Consider the following 24,451-nt stretch of genomic DNA (forward strand, 5'->3'; position numbering starts at 1 on the left):
AGCCTGCGACCCGGGGAAGATGTACCCTCGCCGATTTCCGGGCCGAGACATTTCCTCCGGGTCAGCGCCCGCTCGGACCCCGCACCGGTGAGATCACAGCGGCCGGGACGGGACGGGCCGTTCGTGGCCGGAGCACGGCGGGGGCCGTGGAAGACCCCCCAGCAAGCCCCCACGACCCCCGCACCCGGTTTAACGACACGATCCGCCGGAGGTTACGGGCACGTGCAAGATTTTTTCGGCTGCGCCGGACAGATCCCCACCTCGACCCGTGGACACCGAACGCATCCAGATCATCACCCGAAGTAGGGTGCGCTGCTCGCCGACGCGGCGATCCCACGAGAAGAAGAAGTAACAACCTGGCGATTCAGGTGTCGCGAGCGTCCCTGCCGGATAGCCTCACAGAAATCGATCGTAGGGCTTTCACGTGAGGAGGTGACGATGTACGACTACGACCTCCTCGTCATCGGGTCTGGTCCGGGTGGGCAGAAAGCAGCTATCGCCGCCGCTAAGCTGGGCCGTCGGGTGGCGATCGTCGACCGTCGCGACATGGTCGGCGGAGTCTGCATCAATACCGGCACAATCCCATCGAAAACACTGCGTGAGGCCGTGCTCTACCTCACCGGTATGACTCAGCGGGAGATGTACGGACAGAGTTACCGACTCAAGGACGACATCACGGTCGGCGATCTGTCCTCACGTACTCAGCATGTCATCGGACGTGAGATCGACGTCATTCGCAACCAGCTCAGCCGTAACCGGGTCGCCCTGCTCATCGGTACGGCGAGCTTCGTCGACGCGCACACGATCAGCATCAAGGGTACCGACGAGGTCGACGAGCGGCGGGTTCACGCAGAAAAGATCATCATTGCGACCGGGACGCGGCCGGCCCGGCCGGACACGGTCGACTTCGACGGCCGCACCGTGGTCGACAGTGACCAGATCCTGGCCCTCGACAAGATTCCCGGCTCAATGGTTGTGGTCGGTGCCGGTGTGATCGGTATCGAGTACGCATCCATGTTCGCGGCGCTCGGTACGAAGGTGACAGTGGTCGAACGCAGGGACCGGATGCTCGACTTCTGCGACGTGGAGATAGTCGAAGCTCTTAAATATCATCTGCGAGACCTTGCCGTGACATTCAGGTTCCGCGAGTCGGTGGTCTCGGTGGGACGCCACAACGGCGGGACGTTGACGTTGCTGGAGAGCGGCAAGAGGCTTCCCGCGGACACCGTCATGTACTCGGCCGGGCGCCAGGGGCTCACCACGGCGCTGAACCTCGCTAATGCGGGCCTGAGCGCCGACAACCGCGGTCGGATCAAGGTGGGTTCGGATTTCCGGACCGAGATGGATCATATCTTCGCAGTCGGCGATGTCATCGGCTTCCCCGCCCTGGCCGCGACATCCATGGAGCAGGGCAGGCTCGCCGCCTACGCGGCCTGCGGCGAGGACGTCCATGTGATGCGGCACGACCTGATGCCCATCGGGGTCTACACCATCCCCGAGATCTCCTATGTCGGCAGCACCGAGGACGAGCTCACCGAACGGGCCGTGCCGTTCGAGGTGGGCGTTGCCCGCTATCGGGAGCTGGCCCGCGGCCAGATCGTCGGAGATTCCTACGGCATGCTGAAACTCCTGGTCAGTTCAATCGACCGCAAACTGCTCGGCGTACACGTCTTCGGCACCGGTGCCACCGAGCTCGTCCACATCGGCCAGACCGTGATGGGCTGTGACGGCACGATCGACTACCTGGTCGACGCCGTGTTCAACTATCCGACCCTTGCCGAGTCCTACAAGGTGGCCGCGTTGGACGCGATGAACAAGATGCGCGCCATCGCCCGCTTCAGCGGCTGACGCGCGCCCATCCGGATCGGACGCGCTGGACCCGCAGCTTGTCCCCCAGGATGCCGGGGAGTTCCTCGAGGAGTATCCACCGGTGATCCGAAATCTCCTCCGATGGCAGGCATACCGTCTCATCTGGAACATATAGGACAAAACGAACATCATAGTGGATATGAGCAGGTTCATCCTGGGCAACATCCGCTGGGATAATGTGCGCCTCGATATCCACCGGTCGGGCAGTGTCCGGGATCACGACGTTCGTGGCGATTCCGGTCTCCCGGGCAAGCTGTCGCAGGGCGGTACCGAACAGAGACCGGTCGGCTGCTTCGACATGCCCCCCGGGAAGCAGCCAGCGGCCCAAGCGGCGGTGGTGGATATGCAACACCCGCCAGTCGGAGGTGACCGCAACCGCACGGCACGTGACATGCCCCGGCATCGTAGCGCGGTCGGTCACCGAACTCGTCCCGGCCATCGCAGCCAGCACCAACGGACCCACCGTCTCAAGTTCGCCCGGGTTTTCCTCGAGGTAGTTGAGAACCACCCCGGCGACCGCATTGTTGCTCACTGCCACGGCACATCACAGTACCGGCGAAAAGCTGCTCCGGGATGACTACGGGCGTGTCGGACGCTGCCGTTTCCATCATGTTCACGAGGTCCGCCGTGGCCACCAGGCCGGACCGGAGCTGGCAAATCCCAGCGATGGCACGCGTTTACCCATGAACCCGCCCGGCGTGAAGCGACTCCGGGCGGGTCGCACCCGGTGCTCCCGTGTCGCCAGACCGACAACGTCCCGTCCGTATGCCGGGAACCGGGGCCGCCGGGCGCCCGATCTGGGGATCGTCGCACACCCTTTGGCCCGTCGGACCGTGGACAGGTCCACCGCCTGCGCTGACAGCCCGACGACAACCGGGTCGATCTGTCGGATGTGCCGCCTATGGTGTGGTGACCGGCACCAGTGGTGAAAGCCACATTGGTAGCGCCACACTGGTCCGGCCGGCGGATCCAGGTGACCGGGGGCGGTCACGCAGTGCGTCTCGGCGTCCCCGGGTCCATGAAGGGGGAGATCAGCTTGGGCGCTCGCGACGGTCTGGCACGTTCGGCCCGATCCGGCCGATACCGGATGGCGGCAGCAGCCGCGGGCGCAGGCCTGGGCCTGCTGCTTCTCGGGGCATGTGATGGATCGTCGAACGTCAGCGGGACGACATCGTCGGCGGGCTCGTCAACCGCGGCGAACTCGTTGCCGACAGGGCTGCCGACAGGCTTTCCGACCAGCTTGCCGACCGCCTTGCCCACATCGCTGCCCGGTGGGCAGCATGTGATCGATGGGGCCGATGCCCTCAAGGAGCCGAATGTTCCGGCCGGCTTCCCGATCCCGCCAGGCGCCAAGGTCAATGGCGGCACGGCCGGCACCAGCCAGTCCACGGTGGCCTTGACCGGCGTGTCCGACACAGCGGTGGCGAAGTTCTACCGCACGGCGCTGCCAGCGGCCGGGTACACCATCACCAGCGACAACCAGATACCCGGCCTGGCCACGGCCATGGGATTTCGAGGTCACGGCGTGACCGGCACCATCGATGCGGCCGGCGTCGGTTCGACCAACGGCGCGATCATCACCTTCCGTAAGGAGTAGGGCCGACGGAGGGACGAGAGACAGAACCGAGACCGATCGGCTCACGACGCCGGGCTGCACCCGGGAGGCCCGCACCCGCAACTGTTTGACTTGGCGCCGACACCAGGGCAGATTACGTTATAGTCCAAATTGGGCTATAAATTGCTAAATGCTGACTGATGCTGGTGGGTTACTGAGCAGCTGCCGCCGTGCCGCGACGACCCGCGGCCGGCTCCGCTCGGTGGGCCCGCCAGCTGACTCCAGCGTTACTGGACATCGTCGGAGCACGCCGGATGACTGACCCCGCCAGGCACCGCAGGTACCGCTCCCCGCTTCGCACCGAGCAGGCTCGCCAGACCCGGCTTCGCATCCTGGAAGCGGCCAGAGAGCTCTTCCATGCGCAGGGCTACGCACCCACGACGATCAGCACAATCAGCAAGGCGGCCGGCGTCTCGCCCGACACCGTTTACGACGCCTTCCGGTCCAAGCGTGGGCTACTCAAGGAACTGCTGGGCATCAGCGGCACGCAGCGTGCGGATGACATCCGGGATCATGGGATGCCCGCCACGGTGGAACCACCCGCGATCCGCCAGGAAACCGATCAGCGACGGCAGATCGCAATCTTCGCCGCGGACACCTCCCACCAACTCGAGCGCCTACGGCCCCTCGATGACATCCTGCGCGGTGCGGCCGCCACCGACCGTGAGATGGCGGCTTTCCGGGACAGCCAGCAGCTGGGCCAGCGGCGACAGACGATGACGACTGTGGCGACCTGGATCTCCGAACGCGGACCGCTGCGTGACGGGATGCCGGTCGATCAGGCAGCCGCGGTCATCTGGACGCTCACCACGCCCGAGGTTCACCACATGCTGCGCGTGATCTGGCAGTGGACCGCGGAACAGTACGAAACCTGGCTGGGCCGGACACTCACGGACACGCTGCTTCCCAGGTCGCTGTAGAGCGCCCGACAATAGGGACGCAGCGTCGCGGGGCCGGCAGGTAGCGCGGGACCTGGCTCCCGGTGGCGGAGGCATGCGGCCTGACCCTGTCGAACGCCTCGTTGCGGCCGCTCGGCGCCACCGCCAGGTCAGGCGGCAGGCGACGACGGGCCCGTACCCGAGACCGCGGCCTTGGCGAGGCGGCGGGCCAACCCTGTGATGACCAGGCGCGCGCCGACGGCCACCACGGCGCCCGTGCCGGGCACCAGCGGAACAAAACTACCCTGCCAGATGATCTCCGTACCACCGCTGTCCAACGGGGACAGATCAACCGTCCCCAGGTAGTCCCGAACCGGCAGCCCCCGATGAATCCGGTAGGCGTGCCTGCGACCCGGCACGTACTCGACGATCTCCTCCCGGGCGTACAGCGGCGGCCGACCGAGCCGGCGCACCGCACCCACGCCACCCGGCGCGGGTGTACCCTCCTGCTCCCACCAGGACCGCGAGATGAGGGGACCGGCCCACCGCGACCAGCCCGCGCCGTCCGCCAGCAGATCGAACACCGCCGCCGACGACGCCGCCGACGTCTGAGTCACCATGAACACACGGCGCCGACCGCTCATGACCCGTCCACGACTGGTTGCCGCACTGGTACTACACGGTCGACTTCGATCACCGAGGCCAGCGGCACCACCATCGATCTCATGTTCTCACTTTTCGTCTACCACGCACACAGCGCACGAAACCACGCGGGTACGGCACGGATGACCCATCGACACAGCGGCGGTACCCGTGCATCTTAGAGCGATGTCAGGCATTGCCGAACACCCCATCTCGCCGGAGGTCGTCAGCCTTGCACGGCGAATTCGACCACCGCTTCTCAGATCGCTCGACGCGATCCACCTCGCGTCCGCGCTGCTGGTCGACGCGGATCACATGGTGACCTATGACGCCCGGCTCGCGGCTGCCTGCACGGAAAACAGCCTGGTGGTCACGTCCCCGGGACGGGTCTGACCACAGTCATCTGCAAGGTGACCCTTGAGTACCCTGCTCGGAACCTTGTGCAGGTACTGTTGATGGTAACGATCCGTGCCGTTGCCGTCAGCTCCCGAATGAAGCCTCGATATCGCTGACCTTCTGCACGAGGCGCAATGTGTTCGGAATGCCCCGGAAGCCGTGTCGGGCGTAGAAGGCAGCGGCGGTCTCGTCGATCGCGTCGACGACGACGAACCGCGCCGCAACGGTCCTCGTCGCCTCCACCACCCGTCCCAGCGCCTCGGCCAGCACAACCGCACCGAGACCCCGGCCCTGCAAGGTCTTGTCAAGAGCAAGCCGGGCAAGCAGGACCGAGGGAATCTGCGCCGGGTTACCCCTCCCCAACGCCTTCGGTAGACCGTCGCGGACGAGGACATGGGCGGCAATCGTGTAGTACGCCACCACACGGCCATCGTCCTGCCACACGAAGGTCCGTCCAGTCCGACGAGCTTCGGTGCTCACCGCATGCTGCTTCAGCCATCGATCCAGATCGGGCCTGCCGCTGCCGAACTGCGACATGTCGTGCCGCTCGTCCAACGGCTCACTGACGAACGACACCAGCTACCGCCGCGTCACCACGTCGTTGATACGCCGAGCCGCGCTGGCCAGCGCTTCATCGGGCCTTCCAGGTTCGTCCAACGCGGCCAGAAGCGAGTCGAAGAACTCCGCCGGAACCATCGTCATCACCGAGTGCTCCCGCAGAACCGTCAGCGCGCGCTCCTCAGCCGCGGTACGGGCGAAGTCAGACACCGACTCGTTCACAAGCGCCGCCGCGTACTCGATCTGCTCCTTCAGGTCGGGCCGCATCCGGAACTCGAACCGGCTCGATGCCACCGAGGCCGCCATAAAATCACCTTCCTATCGTCCGTACAAATGTACGGACGCAGACGACCGCGGTCAACATGCTGCCGGCCATCGTCTCGACATCTGGTTGCGGATCGGCACCCACGACATCTTCGAGCGGTAGAGGCGACGCGGACTGCGATCAACCAGCGTCGGCCCCGGCCACGCCGATCGGGCACGACTGGCCGGTGCCACTCAACCCGCAGTAGCCGTTGGGGACCTTGTGCAGGTACTGCTGGTGGTAGTCCTCAGCGAAGTAGAACGGACCGGCCGGGGCGATCTCGGTGGTGATCGGACCGAAACCGGCCTTGTCCAGGACTGTCTGGAAGGCGTCCCGGCTACGCTGCGCCGCGGCACGCTGCTCGTCAGAGAACGTGTAGATCGCCGAACGGTACTGGGTGCCGACGTCGTTACCCTGGCGCATCCCCTGCGTCGGGTCGTGCGCCTCCCAGAAGACCTTCAGCAGGTCCTCGAAGCTCACCACCGCCGGGTCGAACACGACCGCAACAGCCTCGGTGTGCCCGGTCAGGCCCGAACACGTCTCCTCATAGGTCGGGTTCGGGGTGATCCCGCCCGCGTACCCGACCGCGGTCGAGTACACCCCGGGGATCTGCCAGAACGTCCGCTCCGCACCCCAGAAACAGCCGAGCCCGAACACCGCGGTCTGGAAACCCGTGGGGACGGGACCCCCCAACGGTGTGCCGAGGACCGCGTGCCGATCCGGTATCGCAAAAGACGCTTCCGCACGGCCGGGCAGTGCCTGCGCGGCCGTGGGCAGCGTCGGCTTGTGGCGAGCGAAGAGCATGTCGAGCACCTCCGGGACCCCTGAGAGCCTGTCCATGTCGTCAACCACGGCCGTCCCCGGTACGTTCCCCGACTACCGCGGTTGACGACTACCGCGGTTGACGACTTCCGCCGTCGACGACCGACGCCGCCCACGCCGGACCCGGGCAGCCTGACTGCCGGGTCCGACGTCCGCGCCGCCGTCTGGCGGGCTACAGGACGAGGTCCTCCAACATCGTCGTGACCAGTGCGGCGATCGGCGAGCGCTCCGAACGGGTGAGGGTGACATGCGCGAACAGTGGATGCCCCTTGAGGGTCTCGATCACTGAGGCGACTCCGTCATGCCGACCAACCCGCAAGTTGTCACGCTGAGCGACGTCGTGCGTGAGTACCACCCGCGATCCCTGGCCCAGCCTCGACAGCACGGTGAGCAGCACCCCGCGCTCGAGCGACTGCGCTTCATCCACGATGACGAACGCGTCATGCAGCGACCGGCCACGGATGTGAGTGAGCGGGAGTACCTCCAGCATCCCGCGATCGGCGATCTCTTCGATGACCTCCTGGGAAACCAACGCGCCGAGTGTGTCGAAGACAGCCTGTGCCCAGGGCGCCATCTTCTCGTTCTCGCTGCCCGGCAGATAGCCGAGGTCCTGACCGCCGACGGCGTACAACGGCCGGAACACCACGACCCGGCGGTGCAGCCGCCGTTCCATCACCGCCTCCAGCCCGGCGCACAGCGCCAGCGCGGACTTTCCGGTACCGGCCCGCCCACCGAGGGAGACGATCCCGATGTCGGGATCGAGTAGCAGATCCAGCGCGACGCGTTGCTCCGCGGAGCGTCCGTGCAGGCCGAATGCCTCCCGGTCACCCCGGACAAGGCATACCTTCTTGTCCGGGGTGACCCGTCCAAGAGCCGACGCACTGCCGCCGGAAGCGGTGAGGACCAGACCGGTGTGGCAGGGCAGTCCGGTCGCCTCAGCGATCTCAACAGTCTCCCGAGCGTAGAGACGATCAAGATCGTCCTGGGCGACGGCAAGCTCGGCCATGCCGCTCCAGCCCGAATCCACCGGACTCTGTGCCCGGTACTCCTCGGCGGCGAGCCCCACCGCGGACGCCTTCACCCGCAGTGGCAGATCTTTCGTGACAAGAACAACGTCGTTGCCCTCCCGAGCAAGATTGAGCGCGACAGCCAGAATGCGCGAGTCATTGTCATCCACCCGAAACCCCGGTGGAAGCACTGAGGGGTCACTGTGGTTTAGTTCAACCCGCAGGGTTCCACCGTCGTCCAACGGCAACGGTTGATCCAGTCGACCATGGCGAATTCGGAGGTCGTCAAGGAGGCGAAGGGCTTCACGGGCGAACCAACCCAGCTCCGGGTGGTGCCGCTTACCTTCCAACTCCCCTACGACAACCAGGGGAAGCACAACATTGTGCTCCGCAAACCGCAGCAGCGCACCAGGATCAGACAAGAGCACGCTTGTGTCGACGACATGCGTTCGTGGCACACGCCCACCCGCTTACTCGGAGGAAGTCCGGGACCGGGCCCCACAGGAGGCCGGGACCCGGCCTCCTGACGTTGTCGCGAATGCGGCACCGAGGGGCCTCCCGAGTGGTCCAGCCCAGCGCCGGACCACAACTTGAGCCAACTGGCTCCATCCCGACGGATCGCCGTTCGGTAACGTCCGTCAGTGGAACCCAGGGTCACACGTTAGCTCCCCCGCATCGAAAGCGCGACCATTTTCGCACAACACGCTCGGCAACAGTCACCGACCATAAGGTGATGACGCACGAAACCGCCTGCGCCCCAGCCAGAAGAGGTTGATCGTCTAATCCGATCGAACGGCCTTGGACAACAATGTGGTCCGCCGTTCATATGACGGCCACCACCAGATCGGACGGCGGGTGGCCGATCACGGATGCAGGGCCATCGCGACCAGAACGATGCCGGTCGGACCCGCATCCGCAGTACATATCGGACACTGATCCGACCGGCATCCGCCGCACGACCGCCATGGCGATCATGGCGATCATGGCGATCATGGCGATCATGGAAAATCGTTACGAAGGTGGCGGTACCCACAGCGTGGCGATGGCCACCACCGCATCCCGTCGACGAGCTGTGCAGCCGGTCCGCGGCCCGTCGTCAGTCCTTCAGCCGGGTGACCAATGCCTCGTGTTCGGCCCACAGCTCGACCGGAAGCCCGTCCCCGAAGGTCTGGTAGTGATCGGGGATCAGCTCCGCCTCCCGCTTCCAGACCTCGGTGTCGAGGGTGAGCAGCTCGGCGAGTTCCTCCGGCGCGACGTCGAGCCCCTCGGTGGGCAGGGCCTGCGCCGTAGGCAGAACACCCAGGGGTGTCTCCACACCCTCCGCCTGCCCTTCGAGCCGACCGACGATCCAGGCCAGGACCCGGCTGTTCTCGCCATAGCCCGGCCACATGAACCGACCCTGCGCGTTCTTCCGGAACCAGTTGACGTAGTAGATCCGCGGCAGCTTCGCCTGATCGGCCTTGCGACCCATCGCCAACCAGTGCGCGAAGTAGTCGGCCATGTTGTAGCCACAGAACGGCAGCATCGCGAACGGGTCGCGCCGCAGCTTGCCGATCGCTCCGGCCTGCGCCGCGGTCGTCTCGGAGGCCACGATCGAACCGAAGAACACCCCGCGCTGCCACGTCGGCGCCTCGGTCACCAGCGGGACCGCGCTCGCCCGGCGCCCACCGAACAGGATGGCCGAGATCGGGACACCCTTCGGGTCCTCCCATTCCGCCGCGATCGTCGGGCACTGGCTGGCGGGCACCGTGAAGCGGGCGTTGGGATGAGCGGCCGGCTCGGTGGCCTCCGGCGTCCAGTCGCGACCCAACCAGTCGATGAGGTGCGCGGGCTTGTCCTTGGTCAGCCCCTCCCACCAGACGTCACCGTCGTCGGTACGTGCGACGTTGGTGAAGACCGTGTTGCGCCACAGCGTCTCGATGGCGTTCGGGTTGGTATCGACGCCTGTGCCCGGTGCCACGCCGAAGAAGCCTGCCTCGGGGTTCACCGCGTACAGCCGGCCGTCATCCCCGAAGCGCATCCAGGCGATGTCGTCACCGACGGTCTCGGCCTTCCAGCCCGGCAACGTCGGAATGATCATCGCGAGATTGGTCTTGCCGCAGGCCGACGGGAAGGCCGCCGCGACGAAGTGGACTTTGCCCGCCGGTGAGGTCAACTTGAGAATCAGCATGTGCTCGGCCAGCCAGCCCTCATCGCGGGCCATTACCGAAGCAATCCGCAGTGCATAGCACTTCTTGCCCAAAAGGGCGTTTCCGCCGTAACCCGACCCGAACGACCAGATCTCCCGGGTCTCGGGGAAATGCGTGATGTACTTCGTCGAGTTGCATGGCCACGGGACATCAGCCTGGCCCGGCTCGAGCGGCGCTCCCAGAGAATGCACGCATGGGACGAAGAATCCGTCCACGCCCAGCTGTTCGAGGGCGGGGGCACCCATTCGAGTCATCGTCCGCATCGACGCGACGACATACGGCGAGTCGGTGATCTCAACGCCAAGAGCGGAAATCCGCGAGCCTAGCGGGCCCATACAGAAGGGCACGACATACATCGTGCGCCCGCGCATACTGCCCGCAAACAGGGCATGCAGCTTCGCCCTCATCTCATCCGGATCGAGCCAGTTGTTGGTCGGCCCGGCATCCGCGGGGTCACGCGAACAGATGTATGTGCGGTCCTCAACCCGGGCGACGTCGGTGGGGTCGGAGGCCGCGAAAAAACTACCTGGCCGTTTCTCCTCGTCCAGCGGCACAAAAGTACCCTTGTCGACCAGCAACCGCGCGAGTTCCGCGTACTCCGCGTCAGAGCCGTCACACCATTGGATGCGCTCCGGTCGGGTGAGTTCGGCGATCTCGCGCACCCAGGCAATCAGCCCGGTATGCCTGGTCGGGGCAGCGTCCAGCCCCGGAATCTGCGCCGCGGTCGTCACAGCTCCCACCTCCGCTTAAGTTGAGCCCACCACGGCCTCGCCGTGTCGCCATACGCCCCCGCCCTGACAGGCCCACTTGTGCCCGGGGTCGCGGAACGTATGCGCAGTGAACCCGCAACAACGTGCCGACACCCCACCGTCCACTACATAGCGGGTCCACCACGGCTCGGGTGATTCGAGGCCGGGTACAGGATCTTTTGACTCTACCGTGGGAGCTTCTGACAGTCGCGCGGTCGAACTGCCCCGCAGTGGGGTACATCCGTCACGCTCCGGAGTTGAACACGGTGCGCGAGATTCGCGGTGGGTAGTAAGGAGAGTCGACGCAAGATACGGTAACCAGGTGACCACAACGGCACCCGGACACGACTTCGGTAACCATCCCCACGACCTGGTGCGACCACGGATGCGTGGGTGGCTGCACGCTGGCGCTTTCCCGGTCAGTGTGGCACTCGGCGTAATCGCCGTGGCCCTGGCCAGCACGTTCCGCGCACGGCTGGCCGTCGGCATTTATGCGCTGAGCATCGCCCTTCTGTTCGGCACCAGCGCGCTTTACCACCGAAAAATGTGGTCGACGTCACGTGCCCGTTCCCTGATGAAGCGACTCGACCATTCAATGATCTTTGTTTTCATCGCCGGGACCTACACACCGCTGACCTTGCTGGCGCTGCCACCGAGGACTTCGCGGACCATACTCACGATCGTCTGGAGCGGCGCTGCGGTCGGGATCGGACTGCGGATGCTCTGGCTGCACTCGCCCCGCTTCCTGATGGTCCCGCTGTACATCGCCCTGGGTTGGGTGGCGGTCTTCGTCATACCGCAGCTGCTGCACACCGCGGGCGTGACAACGCTGGTTCTGATCATCGTCGGCGGCGTCCTCTACAGCATCGGGGCGCTCGTCTACGCGACCCGACGACCGAACCCGGCCCCGGAGACGTTCGGGTACCACGAGGTTTTCCATGCGTTCACGATCATCGCGGCGGCATGCCATTACATCGCCGTCATCTTCGCCATCTATGCGACATGACCGGGTAATCCGGCGATCAGGAAATCGCCGTCCCCGGTCGCCCGAAGGGCGACTCCATAGCCAGCGGGAAAAACCCGGGAAGAAACCAGCGCACGAGGTTTGTCCGGGGGGCGCCGTCGCGACAATCGAGCACGCCCCCCGGACGCGCCGGTGAGAATTACCCGCTGCCGGGTGCCGGCCGGATTCTCACAGTTCAGGCCCGTCGGCGCGAACCTGCTCGACCTTCGCCATGGCCTCCCGCAGGCGGGCGAGCCACGGCTGGGCATTCTCACCGACAAGGCGGACGCACCACGCGAGCGCGTCGCTGCGGCTGCGTGCGACGCCCGAGTCGACCAGAGTGTCAAGAACATGACGTTCTGGTTGCCGAAGCCTGGTCATTACCGGAACGGACAGCGTGGTGAACAACTCGGTCGTGCCGCCGGCTGTCACCCCCCACGCGACCTTGCGCAGATAACGCTCCTCCGCCTCTTGGGCGATCGCGATCCGGGCGTCCCTGGTCTGCTCGCGAAACCGCCGGATCCGCCCGGACTCGGCGGCGGCAACCGCGGCCTGATCGTCGGACTCCACCGCTGGAGCGGCCACCGTGCCCACGACAATGATCTCATCCCGATCCACGGTCACCGTGACCGGGTGGGTGAACCACTCGTCGGGCAGCCGCCCCGTGAACCATGCCTGTGCATCGCCTGCGGACGGTGCCTGCTCGCGCTCACCCCACCGCCCGTGACCGCGCCCGCGCGATCCTGCCATCCCGTGCCTCCTCGCCACCTGCTCTCGATGCGGGTTCCCGTACATCATGAACCTCCCGTTTGATTACACACTTACATGTGATACGTATGCAACGGCCGTCAGGCATCAGACATTCCACGATGACACCGGGGCGATCGTGACCCCCAGTTGCTCACGCACGGCTTCGGCCGTGGTCGCGGGCCGCTCACATACGAAGCCTCGACACACGTAGACCCCGGCGGAGCCGCGTCCGCGCGTCAACGGTCCAGACGTCACCACGACCGCTCCGGGCGCGGTGGCGAGCCGGGCAAGTCGTTCCAGATCCGGCCGGTCGACGACGGCTACCTCGGCCGGTCCGGCAAGCGCGGCCTCGGCGACCGCACCGGCCCAGCCGGCAAAGGACGCGCTGACGCCGAGCATCGGGGTGAGGACCTCCAGCGCCCGGTCGGACGCTTCGCGATGGTCGCGTGAACCTGTCAGCGCCGCATAGGTCAGCAGCGCGCCCGCGACCGCGGCCTGACCAGACGGCGTCGGCGAGTCCGCGGGGTCCCGCGGCCGGCGCAACAGCCGCTCGGCGTCATCGGCGGTGTCGTAAAATCCACCGTCAGGCGCGGCAAAGTGCGCACGCACGACCTCGAGCAGGTCGCCCGCCGACGCCAGCCACCGCTCGTCGCCGGTGATCTGATGCAGGACGAGCAGGCCCTCGGCGACGTCCCCGTAGTCCTCCAGCACCCCGGGGTTCGTTCCGACCCGGCCGCGCCGACTTGTCCGCCGCAGCCGACCGTCCACCCAGTGGACGTCGGACAGAAGCGTTGCCGCCTCGACAGCCGCGGTCACCCAGGCCGGCTCCGCCAGCAACGCGCCGGCCTCTGCCAACCCGGCGATCGCCAGGCCGTTCCAGGCAGCGACAACCTTGTCGTCACGGGCCGGCTGGGGCCGACGCGCCCGGGCCACCGCGAGCCGGGCCCGCACCCGGGCGAACCTCCCGGGATCATCCGCATCCGCAGCCAGCTGGAGAACGGACGCCCCGTGCTCGAACGTCCCCGCCACGGTGACGCCGAACACATCCGCGGCCCAGCCTCCGTCCTGCGTGCCGAGGAGGTCGACGAGCTCGCCCGGCGTCCACACGTAGGTGGCACCTTCCACGCCGCGCGCACCATGATCCGCGGGCAGGACGGTGTCGGCGTCCAGCGCGGAGGCGAACCCGCCTTGCGCCGTCCGCAGCTCACTCAGCAGGAAGGATGCGGTCTCACGGGTGACCCGCTCGGCCAGGGCTGATCCAGTCGCCCGCCACAGATGCAGATACACCCGCAACAGCTGGGCGTTGTCATAGAGCATCTTCTCGAAGTGCGGGACGGTCCAGGTGGCGTCCACGCTGTAGCGGGCGAATCCACCCGCAAGTTGGTCGTAGATCCCACCGCGCGCCATCCGCTCGCACGTGGACACGGCCATGCGCAGACTCGCGCCATCCCCGGTGCGCGCCCAGTGCCGCAGCAACATCTCCAACAACGCGGACGGCGGAAACTTCGGTGCCGTCCCGAAGCCGCCGTTCACCTGGTCGAACGTGCGCCCGGCCTTCTCGACCGCGGCCGCCAGGAGCCCGGCGGTAAGCTTCGCCGGCGGCCCACCAGCGGCGTCCGCCGCCGCGGTGATCTGGCGCACGATGTCCGCGCCGGACGCGGTCACCTCCTCCCGGCGCGTCCGCCAGGCGCTCGCCACCGCCTCCAGCAGCTGGCGGAACGATCCCATCCCTGCCCGCGGCGTCGGCGGGAAGTAGGTACCGGCGTAGAACGGCTCGCCTGCCGGGGTGAGGAAAACGGTCATCGGCCAACCCCCGTGGCCGGTGAGGGCGACCGTGACGTCCATGTAGACGGCGTCGACGTCCGGCCGCTCCTCGCGGTCAACCTTGATGTTGACGAAGTGCTCGTTCATGACCGCCGCGGTGGTCGGATCCTCGAACGACTCGTGCGCCATGACATGACACCAGTGGCACGCCGCGTAGCCCACGGACAGCAGCACCGGTACACCACGCTCGGTGGCCTCGGTGAACGCGTCCGTGCCCCACGGCCACCAGTCGACCGGGTTGTCCGCGTGCTGGAGCAGGTACGGTGAAGTCTGGTCGGCAAGACGGTTCGGCATGTGCCCAGCATTCCCGTTGCCGGGGAAGTTTGGCCTGCTCCCAGACATTGAACCCTTTGTGGTGTATGCCCACCGGATGCTGTTCCGTGACGCCCGCGGCCTGCTCTCGCGGTCCTCGTTGCGGCCGTCGCCGCACGCCGGGTGGGACCTGCTACGCCAAGCGTGGCATACCGCACCATTGGCGATGATCTACATCGCTATCCTAGCGTTCACCTCGGCCGTCCTCGCGGTCGCCTACGCGCTCGACCCGGAGCTGTATCGCCGCATCCTGGTGACCCGGTCCACCAACCTCAGCGGGCTGCGGACCCGTCCGCTCTACGTTCTGGTGGCCAGCGCCTTCTGGCTGGAGGGCGTCACCTTCCTCCGGTCGGCCGCCGCGGTTGCCGCGGTCCTCGGCCCGCTGGAGCAGGCGATCGGCTCCAGGCCGGCGCTCGGGGTGTTCGCGGCCGGCCACGTCGGAGCAAGTCTGATCGTCGCCGGCGGGCTGGCTGCGGGCCGGGCCGCACAGGTCGTCGACGATCGGGTCAGCGATACCATTGACGTCGGCACCAGTTACGGCATGATCGCCTGCGGGACGGTGCTCGCCGCCACGCTGCCGCCGGGCTGGCGATGGCCGCTGACCGGTGGTCTGGCGGCCGGGCTCACCCTTGCCATGGCACGCGAACCCGACTTCACCGCCGCCGGCCACCTCGTCGCGGCGGCACTGGGCCTGCTCTGCTCCCGCCACCTCGCCCACCACTCAGCCCTTGTCTCCAGACGCCGGATAGGCTCGAAACAACGATCGACACCCTCCGCGTGAGCCTTTCATCGGCATCGCCGTCATGATCAACGGTATCCCGCGGAGTACGCGGGATGGGTCGGATCGAAACGATCTGAGGATGATGAGGCATGACCAGCAGTTCCGAGCACACCGGTAATGCGAGCACCGCAGCAGGCACCCACGGCACGACACCGGCCAAGATCTCTCCCCTGGTGTCGGATCTGCCGTTCCGTTACGGTGCACATCTGGCGAGTGACATCGAGCGCCGCTGGCAACAGATCTGGTCCGAGCGGGGCACCTTCAACGCGCCCAATCCGCATGGTCCGCTGTCGGACGGCTTCGATCAGGTCGCCGGGCGTCCGGTGTTCTTCGTCATGGACATGTTCCCGTACCCATCCGGCAGCGGCCTACATGTCGGTCATCCGCTCGGCTACATCGGCACCGACGTGTTCGCCCGTTACCTGCGGATGACCGGCTACCACGTGCTCCACCCGTTCGGCTATGACGCCTTCGGCCTCCCGGCCGAGCAGTATGCCATCAACACCGGCCAGCACCCCCGGGTCACGACCGAGGCCAACATCGACAACATGCGGCGCCAGCTGGGACGCTTGGGGCTTGGCCACGACACCCGTCGGGAAGTGGCCACCACCGATGTCGAGTACTACCGGTGGACACAATGGATTTTCTTGAAGATCTTCAATAGCTGGTACGACGACGAGGCGGGCCGCGCGCGGCCGATCAGCGAACTGATCGCCGACTTCGAGGCCGGTACCCGGGCACCACGCGGGGACGCAAACCCACACAACCGGCCGTGGTCGGCTCTGCGCACGACTGAGCGTCGACAGATCGTGGCCGGGTACCGGCTGGCGTTCATCTCCGAGCAACTGGTCAACTGGTGTCCGGGCCTGGGCACGGTGCTCGCGAATGAAGAGGTCACCGCCGAAGGACGCAGCGACGTCGGTAACTACCCGGTCTTCCGCCGCCCACTGCGCCAGTGGATGATGCGGATCACCGCCTACGCCGACCGTCTGATCGCAGACCTCGACCTGGTCGACTGGCCGGATTCGATCAAACAGATGCAGCGCAACTGGATCGGACCGAGCGACGGCGCCACGGTCGAGTTCACCGCCGTTGACTCAGACATCCGTATCGAGGTTTTCACAACCCGTCCAGACACCCTGGCCGGCGCGACCTTCATGGTCCTGGCACCCGAACATCCTCTCGTCGACACACTGACCGCGCAGGCATGGCCGCAGGGAACCCCGATTGCGTGGACGTTCGCCGACGGGATTGACCGCGAAGCGGGCCCGGGTACCGGTGCCAGCGGGAACAGGCCGGCTCCGGAGTGGACGCCGCGAGCGGCGGTGAACGCCTACCGGGAGTACGCAGCGCACCTCGGTGATCGCCAGCGCGGCACCGACGAGATCCCACGCACCGGCGTGTTCACCGGCTCCTACGTCACCAATCCGGTTACCGGCGACCCCATTGCGGTCTTCCTCGCCGACTACGTCCTGATGGGCTACGGAACCGGTGCGATCATGGCCGTTCCCGCGCATGACCAGCGTGACTTCTCCTTCGCCCGCACACTCGGCCTGCCGATCCCAGCCGTGTTGGCGCCGGACGAGGACTGGCGGGCCGAACACAACGTGCCCGCGGGTGCCGCACCGGACACCTGGCCGGTTTCCTTCGCCGGGGACGGCGAGTACCTGCCGGCGACGGGTGTCGGGCCGCCCCTGGTCGGGCTGTCGAAGCCGGACGCGATCAAGTCGACGATCCGTTGGTTGGAGGACGTCGGTGCGGGCCGTGCGGCCCGCTCATACCGCCTGCGGGACTGGCTGTTCTCCCGGCAGCGTTACTGGGGCGAGCCCTTCCCCATCGTGTTCGACGATGACGGTCTTCCGGTCGCGCTCAGTGAGGATCTTCTGCCCGTCACCCTGCCGGAGATGACCGACTTCCGGCCGAGCGCCATGGCCGATGACGACGTCAGCGACCCGGTCCCCCCGCTGGCCCGGGTAGCCGACTGGGCCACGGTCACCCTCGATCTGGGTGAGGGGCCGAAAACATACCGACGCGAGACCAACACCATGCCGCAATGGGCCGGCTCGTGCTGGTACTACCTGCGTTATCTCGACCCGACGAACAGCGAACGCTTCGTCGATCCAGAGGTCGAGCGTTACTGGATGCACACGCCGGACGGCCCACCCGGCGACGGGGGTGTGGGGCTCTATGTCGGCGGTGTCGAGCACGCCGTCCTGCACCTGCTGTATGCGCGGTTCTGGCACAAGGTCCTTTACGATCTCGGGTTGGTGTCCACAAGGGAACCGTTCAAGAAACTGTTCAATCAGGGCTATATCCAAGCGGACGCGTTCACCGATGCCCGCGGCATGTACGTACCCGCCGCCGAGGTCGTCCGCACAGCAGAGGGCACACTGCGCTACAACGGTGAGCCGGTGAACCGACGCTCCGGGAAGATGGGCAAAAGCCTGAAGAACAGCGTCAGCCCGGACGAGATATATGACAGCTTCGGCGCTGACACCCTGCGGGTCTACGAGATGGCGATGGGGCCGCTGGACGCCGACCGGCCGTGGCACACCGACGACATCGTCGGCTCCCACCGCTTTCTGCAGCGACTGTGGCGCAACATCATCGACGAGGCGACCGGAGGGGCGGTCGTCTCCGATGTCACACCGGACGCGGAGGCCACCCGGATGCTGCACCGCACGATCCTCGCGGTCCGGGCCGACTACACCGATCTGCGCTTCAACACCGCTGTCGCCCGCCTCATCGAGCTGACAAATTTCGTCAGCAAGCGGTACGGCGCTTCCGGCGGACTGCCCCGTGAACTCGCCGAGGCGCTGGTCCTCATGGTCGCCCCCCTGGCTCCGCACATCGCCGAGGAATTGTGGACGCGGCTGGGTCACGATGTCTCGCTGGCGATGCATCCCTTCCCCGAGGCGGACGACTCGCTCGCCGTCGATCCCACGGTGACCCTGCCGGTGCAGGTCAACGGCAAGGTGCGGTTCACCGTGGATGTCCCGGTGGACGCCGACGAACAGGCGGTGCGAGACCTTGTGGCCGGCCACGACGAGTACGCGCGCCACACTGCCGACCGGACCGTGAAACGGATGATCGTGATTCCCGGCCGGATCGTCAACATCGCCCTGAACTGACCGGCGCCTCGGCCCCATGGCCGCAGCTGCCACGATCACCGTCGGTCACGACGACAGGCGCCGATGACGGTCGCGTCGTGCCGCGAGCCTCGTAGCGGCGTCGCGGACCGCGACAGCCCGCAAACAACGCGCGACCGCCCCGGCGAGCCCGGCAAGCCCGGCGGTCGTGCCGACGCCGGCCGGACCGCGCGCGACGACGACGTCGACCGCACCCAGTCGGTACAGGTCACCGGCGGTGATCCGTAGCTCGCGCGCCATCTCGGCGGCATGGTCAACAGTACGGTGCATGATTGTCGATGCACCCTCGGGTGGCAGCGGAGCCAACCAGGCGTCCTCGGCCGCCACCACGGCGTCCGCCGGCAGCAGGGCCAGCGCGGCACCGCCCGCGCCCTGTCCGAGCAGCACGCTCACCGTCGGCACCGGTGTGCTCAACAGTGCCGCCAGGCAGTGCGCGATCGCCGCGGCCAGGCCAGCGCGTTCGGCCTCCGCCGAGAGTTCCGCTCCCGGCGTGTCGATTACAGTCACTATGGGCAGACGAAGATCGACAGCCCGTTGCACCGCGTGTTGCGCCGCGTGCAGGTCGCGCACCCCGATGGGCTGATGGCGCTGGGCCTCACGGTCCTGCCCGATGACAACGCATGGAATGCCGCGCAGCAGAGCGAGCGCCGTGACCATCGGCGTGCCGGGCATGTCCGGCCCCTGGCCCAGCTCGGACGCGCCGAGAAGGGTGAGATCGCTGGTCGAGGCAGCCAGAAACTCACGTAATCCGGGGCGGTCGGGCGCGCGGGTCGCCAGCACCGACGCCCACGGATCCCCCGTATGACCCGGCTCACCCGGCTCGACGCCGGCCGGTGGGGCTCCCGTACCACTCTCCGCGGTCGTCGGGCCGCGGTCCACCGCCACGACACGCAGCACCCGCTGGACGGCTTCCCGCAGGTCAGCGGGGGCAACAACGGCGTCCACCACACCGGCATGCCGCAGCGCCCGCGGGCTCTGCGCGTCGCGCGCAAGCGCCGCGCCCGTGAGCGCCTCAACCACCCGAGGACCGAGGAACCCGACCAATGCACCGGGTTCGGCAAAAGTGACATGGCCAAGCGATGCCCATGACGCCAGCACTCCGCCGGTCGTGGGGTGGCGCAGGTAGACGAGGTAGGGCAGGCTGGCCGCCCGGTGCCCGGCAATGGCAGCACTGATCGTCAGCATCTGCAGGAACGCGGGGGTGCCCTCCTGTATCCGGGTGCCACCGCTCGCGGGCAGCGCGAGCAGCACCCGTTTCTCGGCGGTGGCCCGTTCGATCGCGGCGGTGGCACGCCTTGCCGCGGCCCGGCCCACGCTGCCGCCGAGAAAGTCGTACTCGCTGGCCACCACAGCGACCCGGTGGCCGGCCACCCGGCCCGCACCGGTCCGGATCGACTCGTCCCTACCGCTACGTGCGGCGGCCCGCGACAGATCCCGACCATAGGCGGCGCTCACCGTCGGCTGCTCCGGAGCACCATCCCAACAGGTCCAGCTACCGGCATCCAGCAGCAGGTCGAGCAGCTCGGCACAATTCGGATGCTTCAGAGTCAGGGCCAGCCCCCCATCAGGTGTCAGCCCTACTGCCGGGCGCTCTAAATTCGTTGGCGGCGACGCGCGGATCGGCGACCATGGTGCAGTGACATTTCCACCGTCTCAGGTCCGCCCGGGTTTCGTACTCCGCGAATCCGACCTGACCTGGCGATTCTCCCGGTCGAGTGGGCCTGGTGGGCAGGGGGTGAACACCTCGGACAGCCGGGTCGAGGTGTCCTTCGACGTCCGCCGTTCGCCGTCCCTTCCCGAACGACTACGCGAGCGGACACTGACGCGGTTGGAGGGCCGATTGGTCGACGGCGTCCTCACCATCACCTCCAGCGAACACCGATCGCAGCTACGTAATCGTGAGGCTGCCCTCGCCCGGCTGACGGCAACCCTGCGAACCGCGAGCGAACCCCCGCCACGGGCGCGGCGCCCGACCCGTCCATCCGCCGGAGCTGTACAGCGGCGCATCACCGGCAAAAAGCAGCGGGCGCGGGTCTTGCGTCAGCGCCGCGCCGACCCCGATGATTGATCATCGCCGCTGTCGCCCCGCTCGTTGATCCACGCTCCTGTTGCCGGACGCTCTTTGGGAACGATGTGAATCTGGTGTTGTGGCAGGAGCATCAGATTCACATCGTTACGAGCGCCCGGCTGCGTCCTGGGCCGGGATGTCGCTGCCGGAGCCATGGCCGTTGCTGGAGCCATGGCCGTTGCCGGAGCCATGGCCGTCGGGCTGTCCACCTCGATCTGCCGTATGCTTCCCGAAGCGTCCGCTGGCGACGTTGCCACGCAGCCGTACAAGGCTGCGCGACATCATCGTGAAGAGGCCGACAGCCGCCAAGCCCAGCAGCAGGACCACGAGAAACCCGCCAGTGCCCGCGCTGACCTCAAGTGCAAGGGTCTGTCCCGCAAAAGTCACGCCTCAACCCTACGTCGCCATCCGGCTGGAGCCCTGTACCGGCGGGCTCCAGCCGGATGACTGACAAGGTCGAGGAGCCGCCGCGTACCCGAAGGCGTACGCAAAGCGACGAGAAACGCGGTCAGGCGCCGACTGGAGCCCTGTACCGGCGGGCTCCAGCCGGATGACTGACAAGGTCGAGGAGCCGCCGCGTACCCGAAGGCGTACGCAAAGCGACGAGAAACGCGGTCAGGCGCCGACTGGAGCCCGCCGATCAGAGGTCGAACTCGTTGGGGTCCAGCCCCACCGCGTAGCATGCCTCCCGAACAACCTGCTGCTCGGACTTGTCGAAGTGACCGTCGGCACCGCCGATGACGATGCCTATCTGGATCACCGCCCGTGCTTCGGCGGGCTTCTTCTTGGTCTTGCCGATGTCCTGGATCACACTGACCTTGCCGAAGTCGAAGTCGGTCGCCAGCTTGGTGCAGTAGTCGTTGAACTTCTGCTGCAGCTGGTCCGCCGGAAAGTTCTGCAGTACCTCGTTGGACCCGATGAGCGCGGCGACCTTACGGCGCTCGTCCGGGTCGATGCTGCCGTCGGCGGCTGCGACCAGCGCACATATGGCCATGCTCGCGTCCCTGAAGGCACCGCTCTTAAGATCGTTTTTCTTGGCGTTCAGCTGTTGCTGCATGGTCGTCGTGGTGGTGCGCAGACGATCCCAGATCGCCATGACGTGTTCCTCTCATCCTCGCCAAATAGGCCGTGCGTTCGCATGTGCGGGCCTGGATGCCGCATTGAGACAGCATCCTGTCACCAGCAACGACCAATGGCTCGTGACCGTGCCCGACCCGCAGGTCATTTCATGACAATCAGGACAATCAGCGGATCCCGTTGAACAGGTCACTCTCGGGCAGCATCCCCACTTCGATCAGCGATCGGGCGAGTTGGTAGTCCTCAGTGGGCCACGCCTCGCGCTGGATCTTCAGCGGGATGCGGAACCACGGCCCGTTCGGGTCCACCTGGGTGGCATGAGCCAGCAACGCACGGTCGCGGGTCTCGAAGAAGTCCTCGCACGGAACTCTAGTCGTGATCCGCCCGGCGTCACCCGCGCGGTCGACCCACTTCGTCAGATACTCGACATAGGGCGATTCACGCCCGCTCGCGAGCATGGCGTCATGCAGGGCGAGCATCCGCGCCTTGTGGAACGTCTGGTGATAATAGAGTTTGAGTGGCTGCCATGGTGGCAGACCGACCTCGCTTCCTACCTCTAGGTAACGCTCCGAGTCACCCGCAGCCTCGAACGCCTCGATCGTGACCTTGTGGTTCATAATGTGATCAGGATGTGGATATCCACCGTTTTCATCATAGGTGAGCACCACCTGCGGCCGGAACTCCCGCATCAGTCGGATCAACGGTCTGGCCGCGTCAGCCAGCGGCATGAGCGCGAAGCATCCTTCCGGCAGCGGCGGCGGCGGATCACCCTGCGGCAGACCGGAGTCATGAAAACCCAGCCAGACCTGCCGGACTCCCAGAATGCGACGCGCTTCCTCCATCTCGGCCCGCCGCAGTTCCGGCAGGCGGGCGTGGACATCCGGTCTGTCCAGATCGGGGTTCAGCACGGTGCCCGCCTCACCACCGGTGCAGGTCACCACAAGTACGTCAACGCCCTCGTGGACGTAGCGTGCCATGCTTGCCGCGCCCTTGCTGGACTCATCGTCGGGGTGGGCGTGAACTGCCATGAGTCGCAGGCCATCCCCACTGGTCGCCTCGGACATGCCACCATTGTCCCCGATGCCTCCGGTGACCTCGTCCAGACAGACGCGGCGCGCCGCCCTGCCGGGACGGTCGCGCGTGCTCGGCTTCCCCCTGCGCTGGCTCGACATCCCGTGGCTCGGTGGAATCAGAACGGCACCCTGGTTCCTACTGGCGACAGTCCTCATCATCGTGGTCGCGGCGGTCGGCGCCGGGTGGGTCCAGGGCCATCCGGACCGGCTGGACTATGCCACCCGCGCCTTCCGGATCAGCGGGACGCAGGCGCAGCTGACGTTCGATGTGGAAAAGTCACCCAACGCCGTGGCACAATGCACTGTCCGCGCACGCTCCCGGGATAACCAGGTCGTCGGCCGGCGTACCGACATCGTTGTCGGTCCGGCTACAGACGGCCGGCGGGTCACGACCATAAAGGTCACACTGACCACATCGCGGGAGGCGAACGTGGTCGAGGTCGAGGACTGTCAGATCACCCGCGCCGGCTGACAACCGGGCGGGGCCCCTGACACAACCAGGGCGCGGTCGCGTCCTGGTTCGTCGCGTACGGCATGCAGTGACGCCTGCCCGCGCGCGGCTGCTCCGACTCAGACCGCCAACTGTTAAGCTGGGCGTTTGCCCCTGTCCCTGCCATCACTTCCAACCCCCGCCCACCGCCCTTGACTCCAACAATTTCCACCATCGGCCGCCCTTCACGGCGAGATAACCCAATAAAAGCCCCGCGAGAGTCCCATCGAGATATAGCGGCCCCAGGCAACGCAACCGGCCAAAGGCCGCGCGATCATGGTTCTATCGCGCGCGGCCGGCGGCCCCAGGCAACGTAAGGAGCGTGACGCGTGTCGCAGCAGACGTGGCTGACCCAGGAGGCGTACGACCGGCTCCGCGGGGAGCTCGACCACCTCACCGGGACCGGTCGTGTCGAGATCGCCAACAAGATCGAAGCTGCCCGCGAGGAGGGCGACCTCAAGGAGAACGGCGGTTATCACGCAGCCAAGGAAGAACAGGGCAAGATGGAGTCCCGCATCCGACAACTCACCGACCTGCTGCGTGACGCGCGAGTCGGCGAGGCGCCGCAGTTCAACGGCGCCGCGGGTCCGGGCACCGTGGTCGAGGTCCGCTTCCCCGGTGACGGCGACACCGAGAAGTTCCTGATCGGATCCCGCGAGGACCACAGCACACCGCTCGAGGTGTATTCGGCACAGTCACCACTGGGTGGAGCAGTCGCCGGCCACAAGGCAGGTGACACCGTTACCTATACCCTGCCCAACGGCCGCCCGGCCCGGGTTGCGATCGTCTCGGTGGAGCCGTACCACCGCTGAGCTCCCTCGCCGTTTCAGCCGGCCCGGACCCGCCGCCCGGGCCGGCATGCCACCGGCGGGGTAACCAGCTTCCCGAGACCTCC

The 24,451-nt window shown here is 66.8% G+C and carries 23 protein-coding genes; 10 read left to right on the forward strand and 13 right to left on the reverse strand.

Translation table 11 applies throughout. The features are described from left to right. Positions 1 to 438 precede the first annotated feature (438 nt). Positions 439 to 1,848 carry a Si-specific NAD(P)(+) transhydrogenase gene (gene sthA / locus U9978_RS04210; protein ID WP_322759695.1) on the forward strand — a complete coding sequence of 470 codons (1,410 nt, stop codon included), beginning with the start codon at positions 439 to 441 and terminating at the stop codon, positions 1,846 to 1,848. Here the strand turns inward: sthA and U9978_RS04215 are convergent. Continuing rightward, positions 1,838 to 2,401, reverse strand: a complete 564-nt coding sequence (locus tag U9978_RS04215) for an NUDIX hydrolase (RefSeq protein WP_322759696.1) — start codon at positions 2,399 to 2,401, stop codon at positions 1,838 to 1,840. The genes sthA and U9978_RS04215 overlap by 11 nt on opposite strands. 555 nt (positions 2,402 to 2,956) lie before the next feature. On the opposite strand from U9978_RS04215, the gene U9978_RS04220 reads away from it, so the two are divergent. Continuing rightward, entirely contained in the window at positions 2,957 to 3,466 is a 510-nt protein-coding gene (locus U9978_RS04220) for a hypothetical protein (protein ID WP_322759697.1), read from the forward strand. 272 nt (positions 3,467 to 3,738) lie between these two features. Next, a complete protein-coding gene (locus tag U9978_RS04225) occupies positions 3,739 to 4,404 on the forward strand; it encodes a helix-turn-helix domain-containing protein (protein WP_322759698.1) in 666 nt (221 codons plus the stop codon). A 128-nt stretch (positions 4,405 to 4,532) separates the two neighbouring features. Here U9978_RS04225 and U9978_RS04230 read toward each other — a convergent pair whose 3' ends face one another. Next, entirely contained in the window at positions 4,533 to 5,006 is a 474-nt protein-coding gene (locus tag U9978_RS04230; protein WP_322759699.1) for an SRPBCC family protein, read from the reverse strand. A 184-nt stretch (positions 5,007 to 5,190) separates the two neighbouring features. Here U9978_RS04230 and U9978_RS04235 point away from each other — a divergent pair, with 184 nt between their 5' ends. Then, positions 5,191 to 5,397: a PIN domain-containing protein gene (locus U9978_RS04235; protein ID WP_322759700.1), complete on the forward strand. Its 207-nt coding sequence runs from the start codon at positions 5,191 to 5,193 to the stop codon at positions 5,395 to 5,397. Between the two features lie 87 nt (positions 5,398 to 5,484). Here the strand turns inward: U9978_RS04235 and U9978_RS04240 are convergent, their stop codons facing one another. The 5 genes from U9978_RS04240 to U9978_RS04260 all read right to left on the reverse strand — a co-directional run bounded on the left by U9978_RS04240 (position 5,485) and on the right by U9978_RS04260 (position 11,011). Further along, positions 5,485 to 5,976 (reverse strand): GNAT family N-acetyltransferase, encoded by a 492-nt coding sequence (locus U9978_RS04240; RefSeq protein ID WP_322759701.1) that lies wholly within the window; start codon positions 5,974 to 5,976, stop codon positions 5,485 to 5,487. Between the two features lie 3 nt (positions 5,977 to 5,979). Further along, complete coding sequence (locus tag U9978_RS04245) at positions 5,980 to 6,264, reverse strand: DUF1778 domain-containing protein (RefSeq protein WP_322759702.1); 285 nt, start codon at positions 6,262 to 6,264, stop codon at positions 5,980 to 5,982. Positions 6,265 to 6,403: 139 nt separating this feature from the next. Beyond that, the gene (msrA, locus tag U9978_RS04250; RefSeq protein ID WP_322759732.1) at positions 6,404 to 7,066 is read right to left on the reverse strand and encodes a peptide-methionine (S)-S-oxide reductase MsrA; all 663 of its coding nucleotides are present in this window, start codon (positions 7,064 to 7,066) and stop codon (positions 6,404 to 6,406) included. Between the two features lie 190 nt (positions 7,067 to 7,256). Next, a complete protein-coding gene (locus tag U9978_RS04255) occupies positions 7,257 to 8,549 on the reverse strand; it encodes a PhoH family protein (RefSeq protein WP_322759703.1) in 1,293 nt (430 codons plus the stop codon). A gap of 638 nt (positions 8,550 to 9,187) precedes the next feature. Continuing rightward, positions 9,188 to 11,011 (reverse strand): phosphoenolpyruvate carboxykinase (GTP), encoded by a 1,824-nt coding sequence (locus tag U9978_RS04260; protein WP_322759704.1) that lies wholly within the window; start codon positions 11,009 to 11,011, stop codon positions 9,188 to 9,190. Positions 11,012 to 11,351: 340 nt separating this feature from the next. Here U9978_RS04260 and trhA point away from each other — a divergent pair, with 340 nt between their 5' ends. After that, a complete protein-coding gene (gene trhA / locus U9978_RS04265) occupies positions 11,352 to 12,035 on the forward strand; it encodes a PAQR family membrane homeostasis protein TrhA (protein ID WP_322759705.1) in 684 nt (227 codons plus the stop codon). A gap of 186 nt (positions 12,036 to 12,221) precedes the next feature. Here the strand turns inward: trhA and U9978_RS04270 are convergent, their stop codons facing one another. Further along, the gene (locus U9978_RS04270) at positions 12,222 to 12,782 is read right to left on the reverse strand and encodes a hypothetical protein (RefSeq protein ID WP_322759706.1); all 561 of its coding nucleotides are present in this window, start codon (positions 12,780 to 12,782) and stop codon (positions 12,222 to 12,224) included. 105 nt (positions 12,783 to 12,887) lie between these two features. Continuing rightward, positions 12,888 to 14,900 (reverse strand): thioredoxin domain-containing protein, encoded by a 2,013-nt coding sequence (locus tag U9978_RS04275; RefSeq protein ID WP_322759707.1) that lies wholly within the window; start codon positions 14,898 to 14,900, stop codon positions 12,888 to 12,890. Positions 14,901 to 14,916: 16 nt separating this feature from the next. On the opposite strand from U9978_RS04275, the gene U9978_RS04280 reads away from it, so the two are divergent. Continuing rightward, positions 14,917 to 15,699 carry a rhomboid-like protein gene (locus U9978_RS04280; protein WP_322759708.1) on the forward strand — a complete coding sequence of 261 codons (783 nt, stop codon included), beginning with the start codon at positions 14,917 to 14,919 and terminating at the stop codon, positions 15,697 to 15,699. A gap of 89 nt (positions 15,700 to 15,788) precedes the next feature. Beyond that, positions 15,789 to 18,830, forward strand: a complete 3,042-nt coding sequence (locus U9978_RS04285) for a leucine--tRNA ligase (RefSeq protein WP_322759709.1) — start codon at positions 15,789 to 15,791, stop codon at positions 18,828 to 18,830. 45 nt (positions 18,831 to 18,875) lie between these two features. On the opposite strand, the gene U9978_RS04290 is transcribed toward U9978_RS04285, so the two are convergent. Continuing rightward, positions 18,876 to 20,303 (reverse strand): carboxyl transferase domain-containing protein, encoded by a 1,428-nt coding sequence (locus tag U9978_RS04290; RefSeq protein WP_416210843.1) that lies wholly within the window; start codon positions 20,301 to 20,303, stop codon positions 18,876 to 18,878. A 181-nt stretch (positions 20,304 to 20,484) separates the two neighbouring features. Here U9978_RS04290 and arfB point away from each other — a divergent pair, with 181 nt between their 5' ends. Then, positions 20,485 to 20,916, forward strand: a complete 432-nt coding sequence (gene arfB / locus U9978_RS04295; protein WP_322759710.1) for an alternative ribosome rescue aminoacyl-tRNA hydrolase ArfB — start codon at positions 20,485 to 20,487, stop codon at positions 20,914 to 20,916. Between the two features lie 105 nt (positions 20,917 to 21,021). On the opposite strand, the gene U9978_RS04300 is transcribed toward arfB, so the two are convergent. The 3 genes from U9978_RS04300 to mca form a co-directional block, all read right to left on the reverse strand. Further along, positions 21,022 to 21,303, reverse strand: a complete 282-nt coding sequence (locus tag U9978_RS04300; RefSeq protein ID WP_322759711.1) for a hypothetical protein — start codon at positions 21,301 to 21,303, stop codon at positions 21,022 to 21,024. A 253-nt stretch (positions 21,304 to 21,556) separates the two neighbouring features. Further along, positions 21,557 to 22,012, reverse strand: coding sequence for a tellurite resistance TerB family protein (locus U9978_RS04305; RefSeq protein ID WP_322759712.1), 456 nt, complete (start codon positions 22,010 to 22,012; stop codon positions 21,557 to 21,559). Between the two features lie 148 nt (positions 22,013 to 22,160). After that, the gene (gene mca / locus U9978_RS04310; RefSeq protein WP_322759713.1) at positions 22,161 to 23,057 is read right to left on the reverse strand and encodes a mycothiol conjugate amidase Mca; all 897 of its coding nucleotides are present in this window, start codon (positions 23,055 to 23,057) and stop codon (positions 22,161 to 22,163) included. 25 nt (positions 23,058 to 23,082) lie between these two features. On the opposite strand from mca, the gene U9978_RS04315 reads away from it, so the two are divergent. Both U9978_RS04315 and greA read left to right on the forward strand, forming a co-directional pair. After that, a complete protein-coding gene (locus tag U9978_RS04315) occupies positions 23,083 to 23,538 on the forward strand; it encodes a DUF4307 domain-containing protein (protein ID WP_322759714.1) in 456 nt (151 codons plus the stop codon). A 347-nt stretch (positions 23,539 to 23,885) separates the two neighbouring features. Continuing rightward, a complete protein-coding gene (gene greA, locus U9978_RS04320) occupies positions 23,886 to 24,368 on the forward strand; it encodes a transcription elongation factor GreA (protein ID WP_322759715.1) in 483 nt (160 codons plus the stop codon). Positions 24,369 to 24,451 lie beyond the last annotated feature (83 nt).

The sequence above is a fragment of the Protofrankia sp. Cr2 genome (genome assembly GCF_963555885.1).
GTDB lineage: Bacteria > Actinomycetota > Actinomycetes > Frankiales > Frankiaceae > Protofrankia.

What these genes read in the sequence shown, in the direction of transcription:
- sthA (WP_322759695.1), top strand. Translation starts at nt 439, where the DNA reads ATGTACGACTACGACCTCCTCGTCATCGGGTCTGGTCCGGGTGGGCAG.
- U9978_RS04220 (WP_322759697.1), top strand. Translation starts at nt 2,957, where the DNA reads ATGGCGGCAGCAGCCGCGGGCGCAGGCCTGGGCCTGCTGCTTCTCGGG.
- U9978_RS04225 (WP_322759698.1), top strand. Translation starts at nt 3,739, where the DNA reads ATGACTGACCCCGCCAGGCACCGCAGGTACCGCTCCCCGCTTCGCACC.
- U9978_RS04230 (WP_322759699.1), bottom strand. Translation starts at nt 5,006, where the DNA reads ATGAGCGGTCGGCGCCGTGTGTTCATGGTGACTCAGACGTCGGCGGCG.
- U9978_RS04235 (WP_322759700.1), top strand. Translation starts at nt 5,191, where the DNA reads ATGTCAGGCATTGCCGAACACCCCATCTCGCCGGAGGTCGTCAGCCTT.
- U9978_RS04245 (WP_322759702.1), bottom strand. Translation starts at nt 6,264, where the DNA reads ATGGCGGCCTCGGTGGCATCGAGCCGGTTCGAGTTCCGGATGCGGCCC.
- msrA (WP_322759732.1), bottom strand. Translation starts at nt 7,066, where the DNA reads ATGCTCTTCGCTCGCCACAAGCCGACGCTGCCCACGGCCGCGCAGGCA.
- U9978_RS04270 (WP_322759706.1), bottom strand. Translation starts at nt 12,782, where the DNA reads ATGGCAGGATCGCGCGGGCGCGGTCACGGGCGGTGGGGTGAGCGCGAG.
- U9978_RS04275 (WP_322759707.1), bottom strand. Translation starts at nt 14,900, where the DNA reads ATGCCGAACCGTCTTGCCGACCAGACTTCACCGTACCTGCTCCAGCAC.
- U9978_RS04285 (WP_322759709.1), top strand. Translation starts at nt 15,789, where the DNA reads ATGACCAGCAGTTCCGAGCACACCGGTAATGCGAGCACCGCAGCAGGC.
- U9978_RS04305 (WP_322759712.1), bottom strand. Translation starts at nt 22,012, where the DNA reads ATGGCGATCTGGGATCGTCTGCGCACCACCACGACGACCATGCAGCAA.
- mca (WP_322759713.1), bottom strand. Translation starts at nt 23,057, where the DNA reads ATGTCCGAGGCGACCAGTGGGGATGGCCTGCGACTCATGGCAGTTCAC.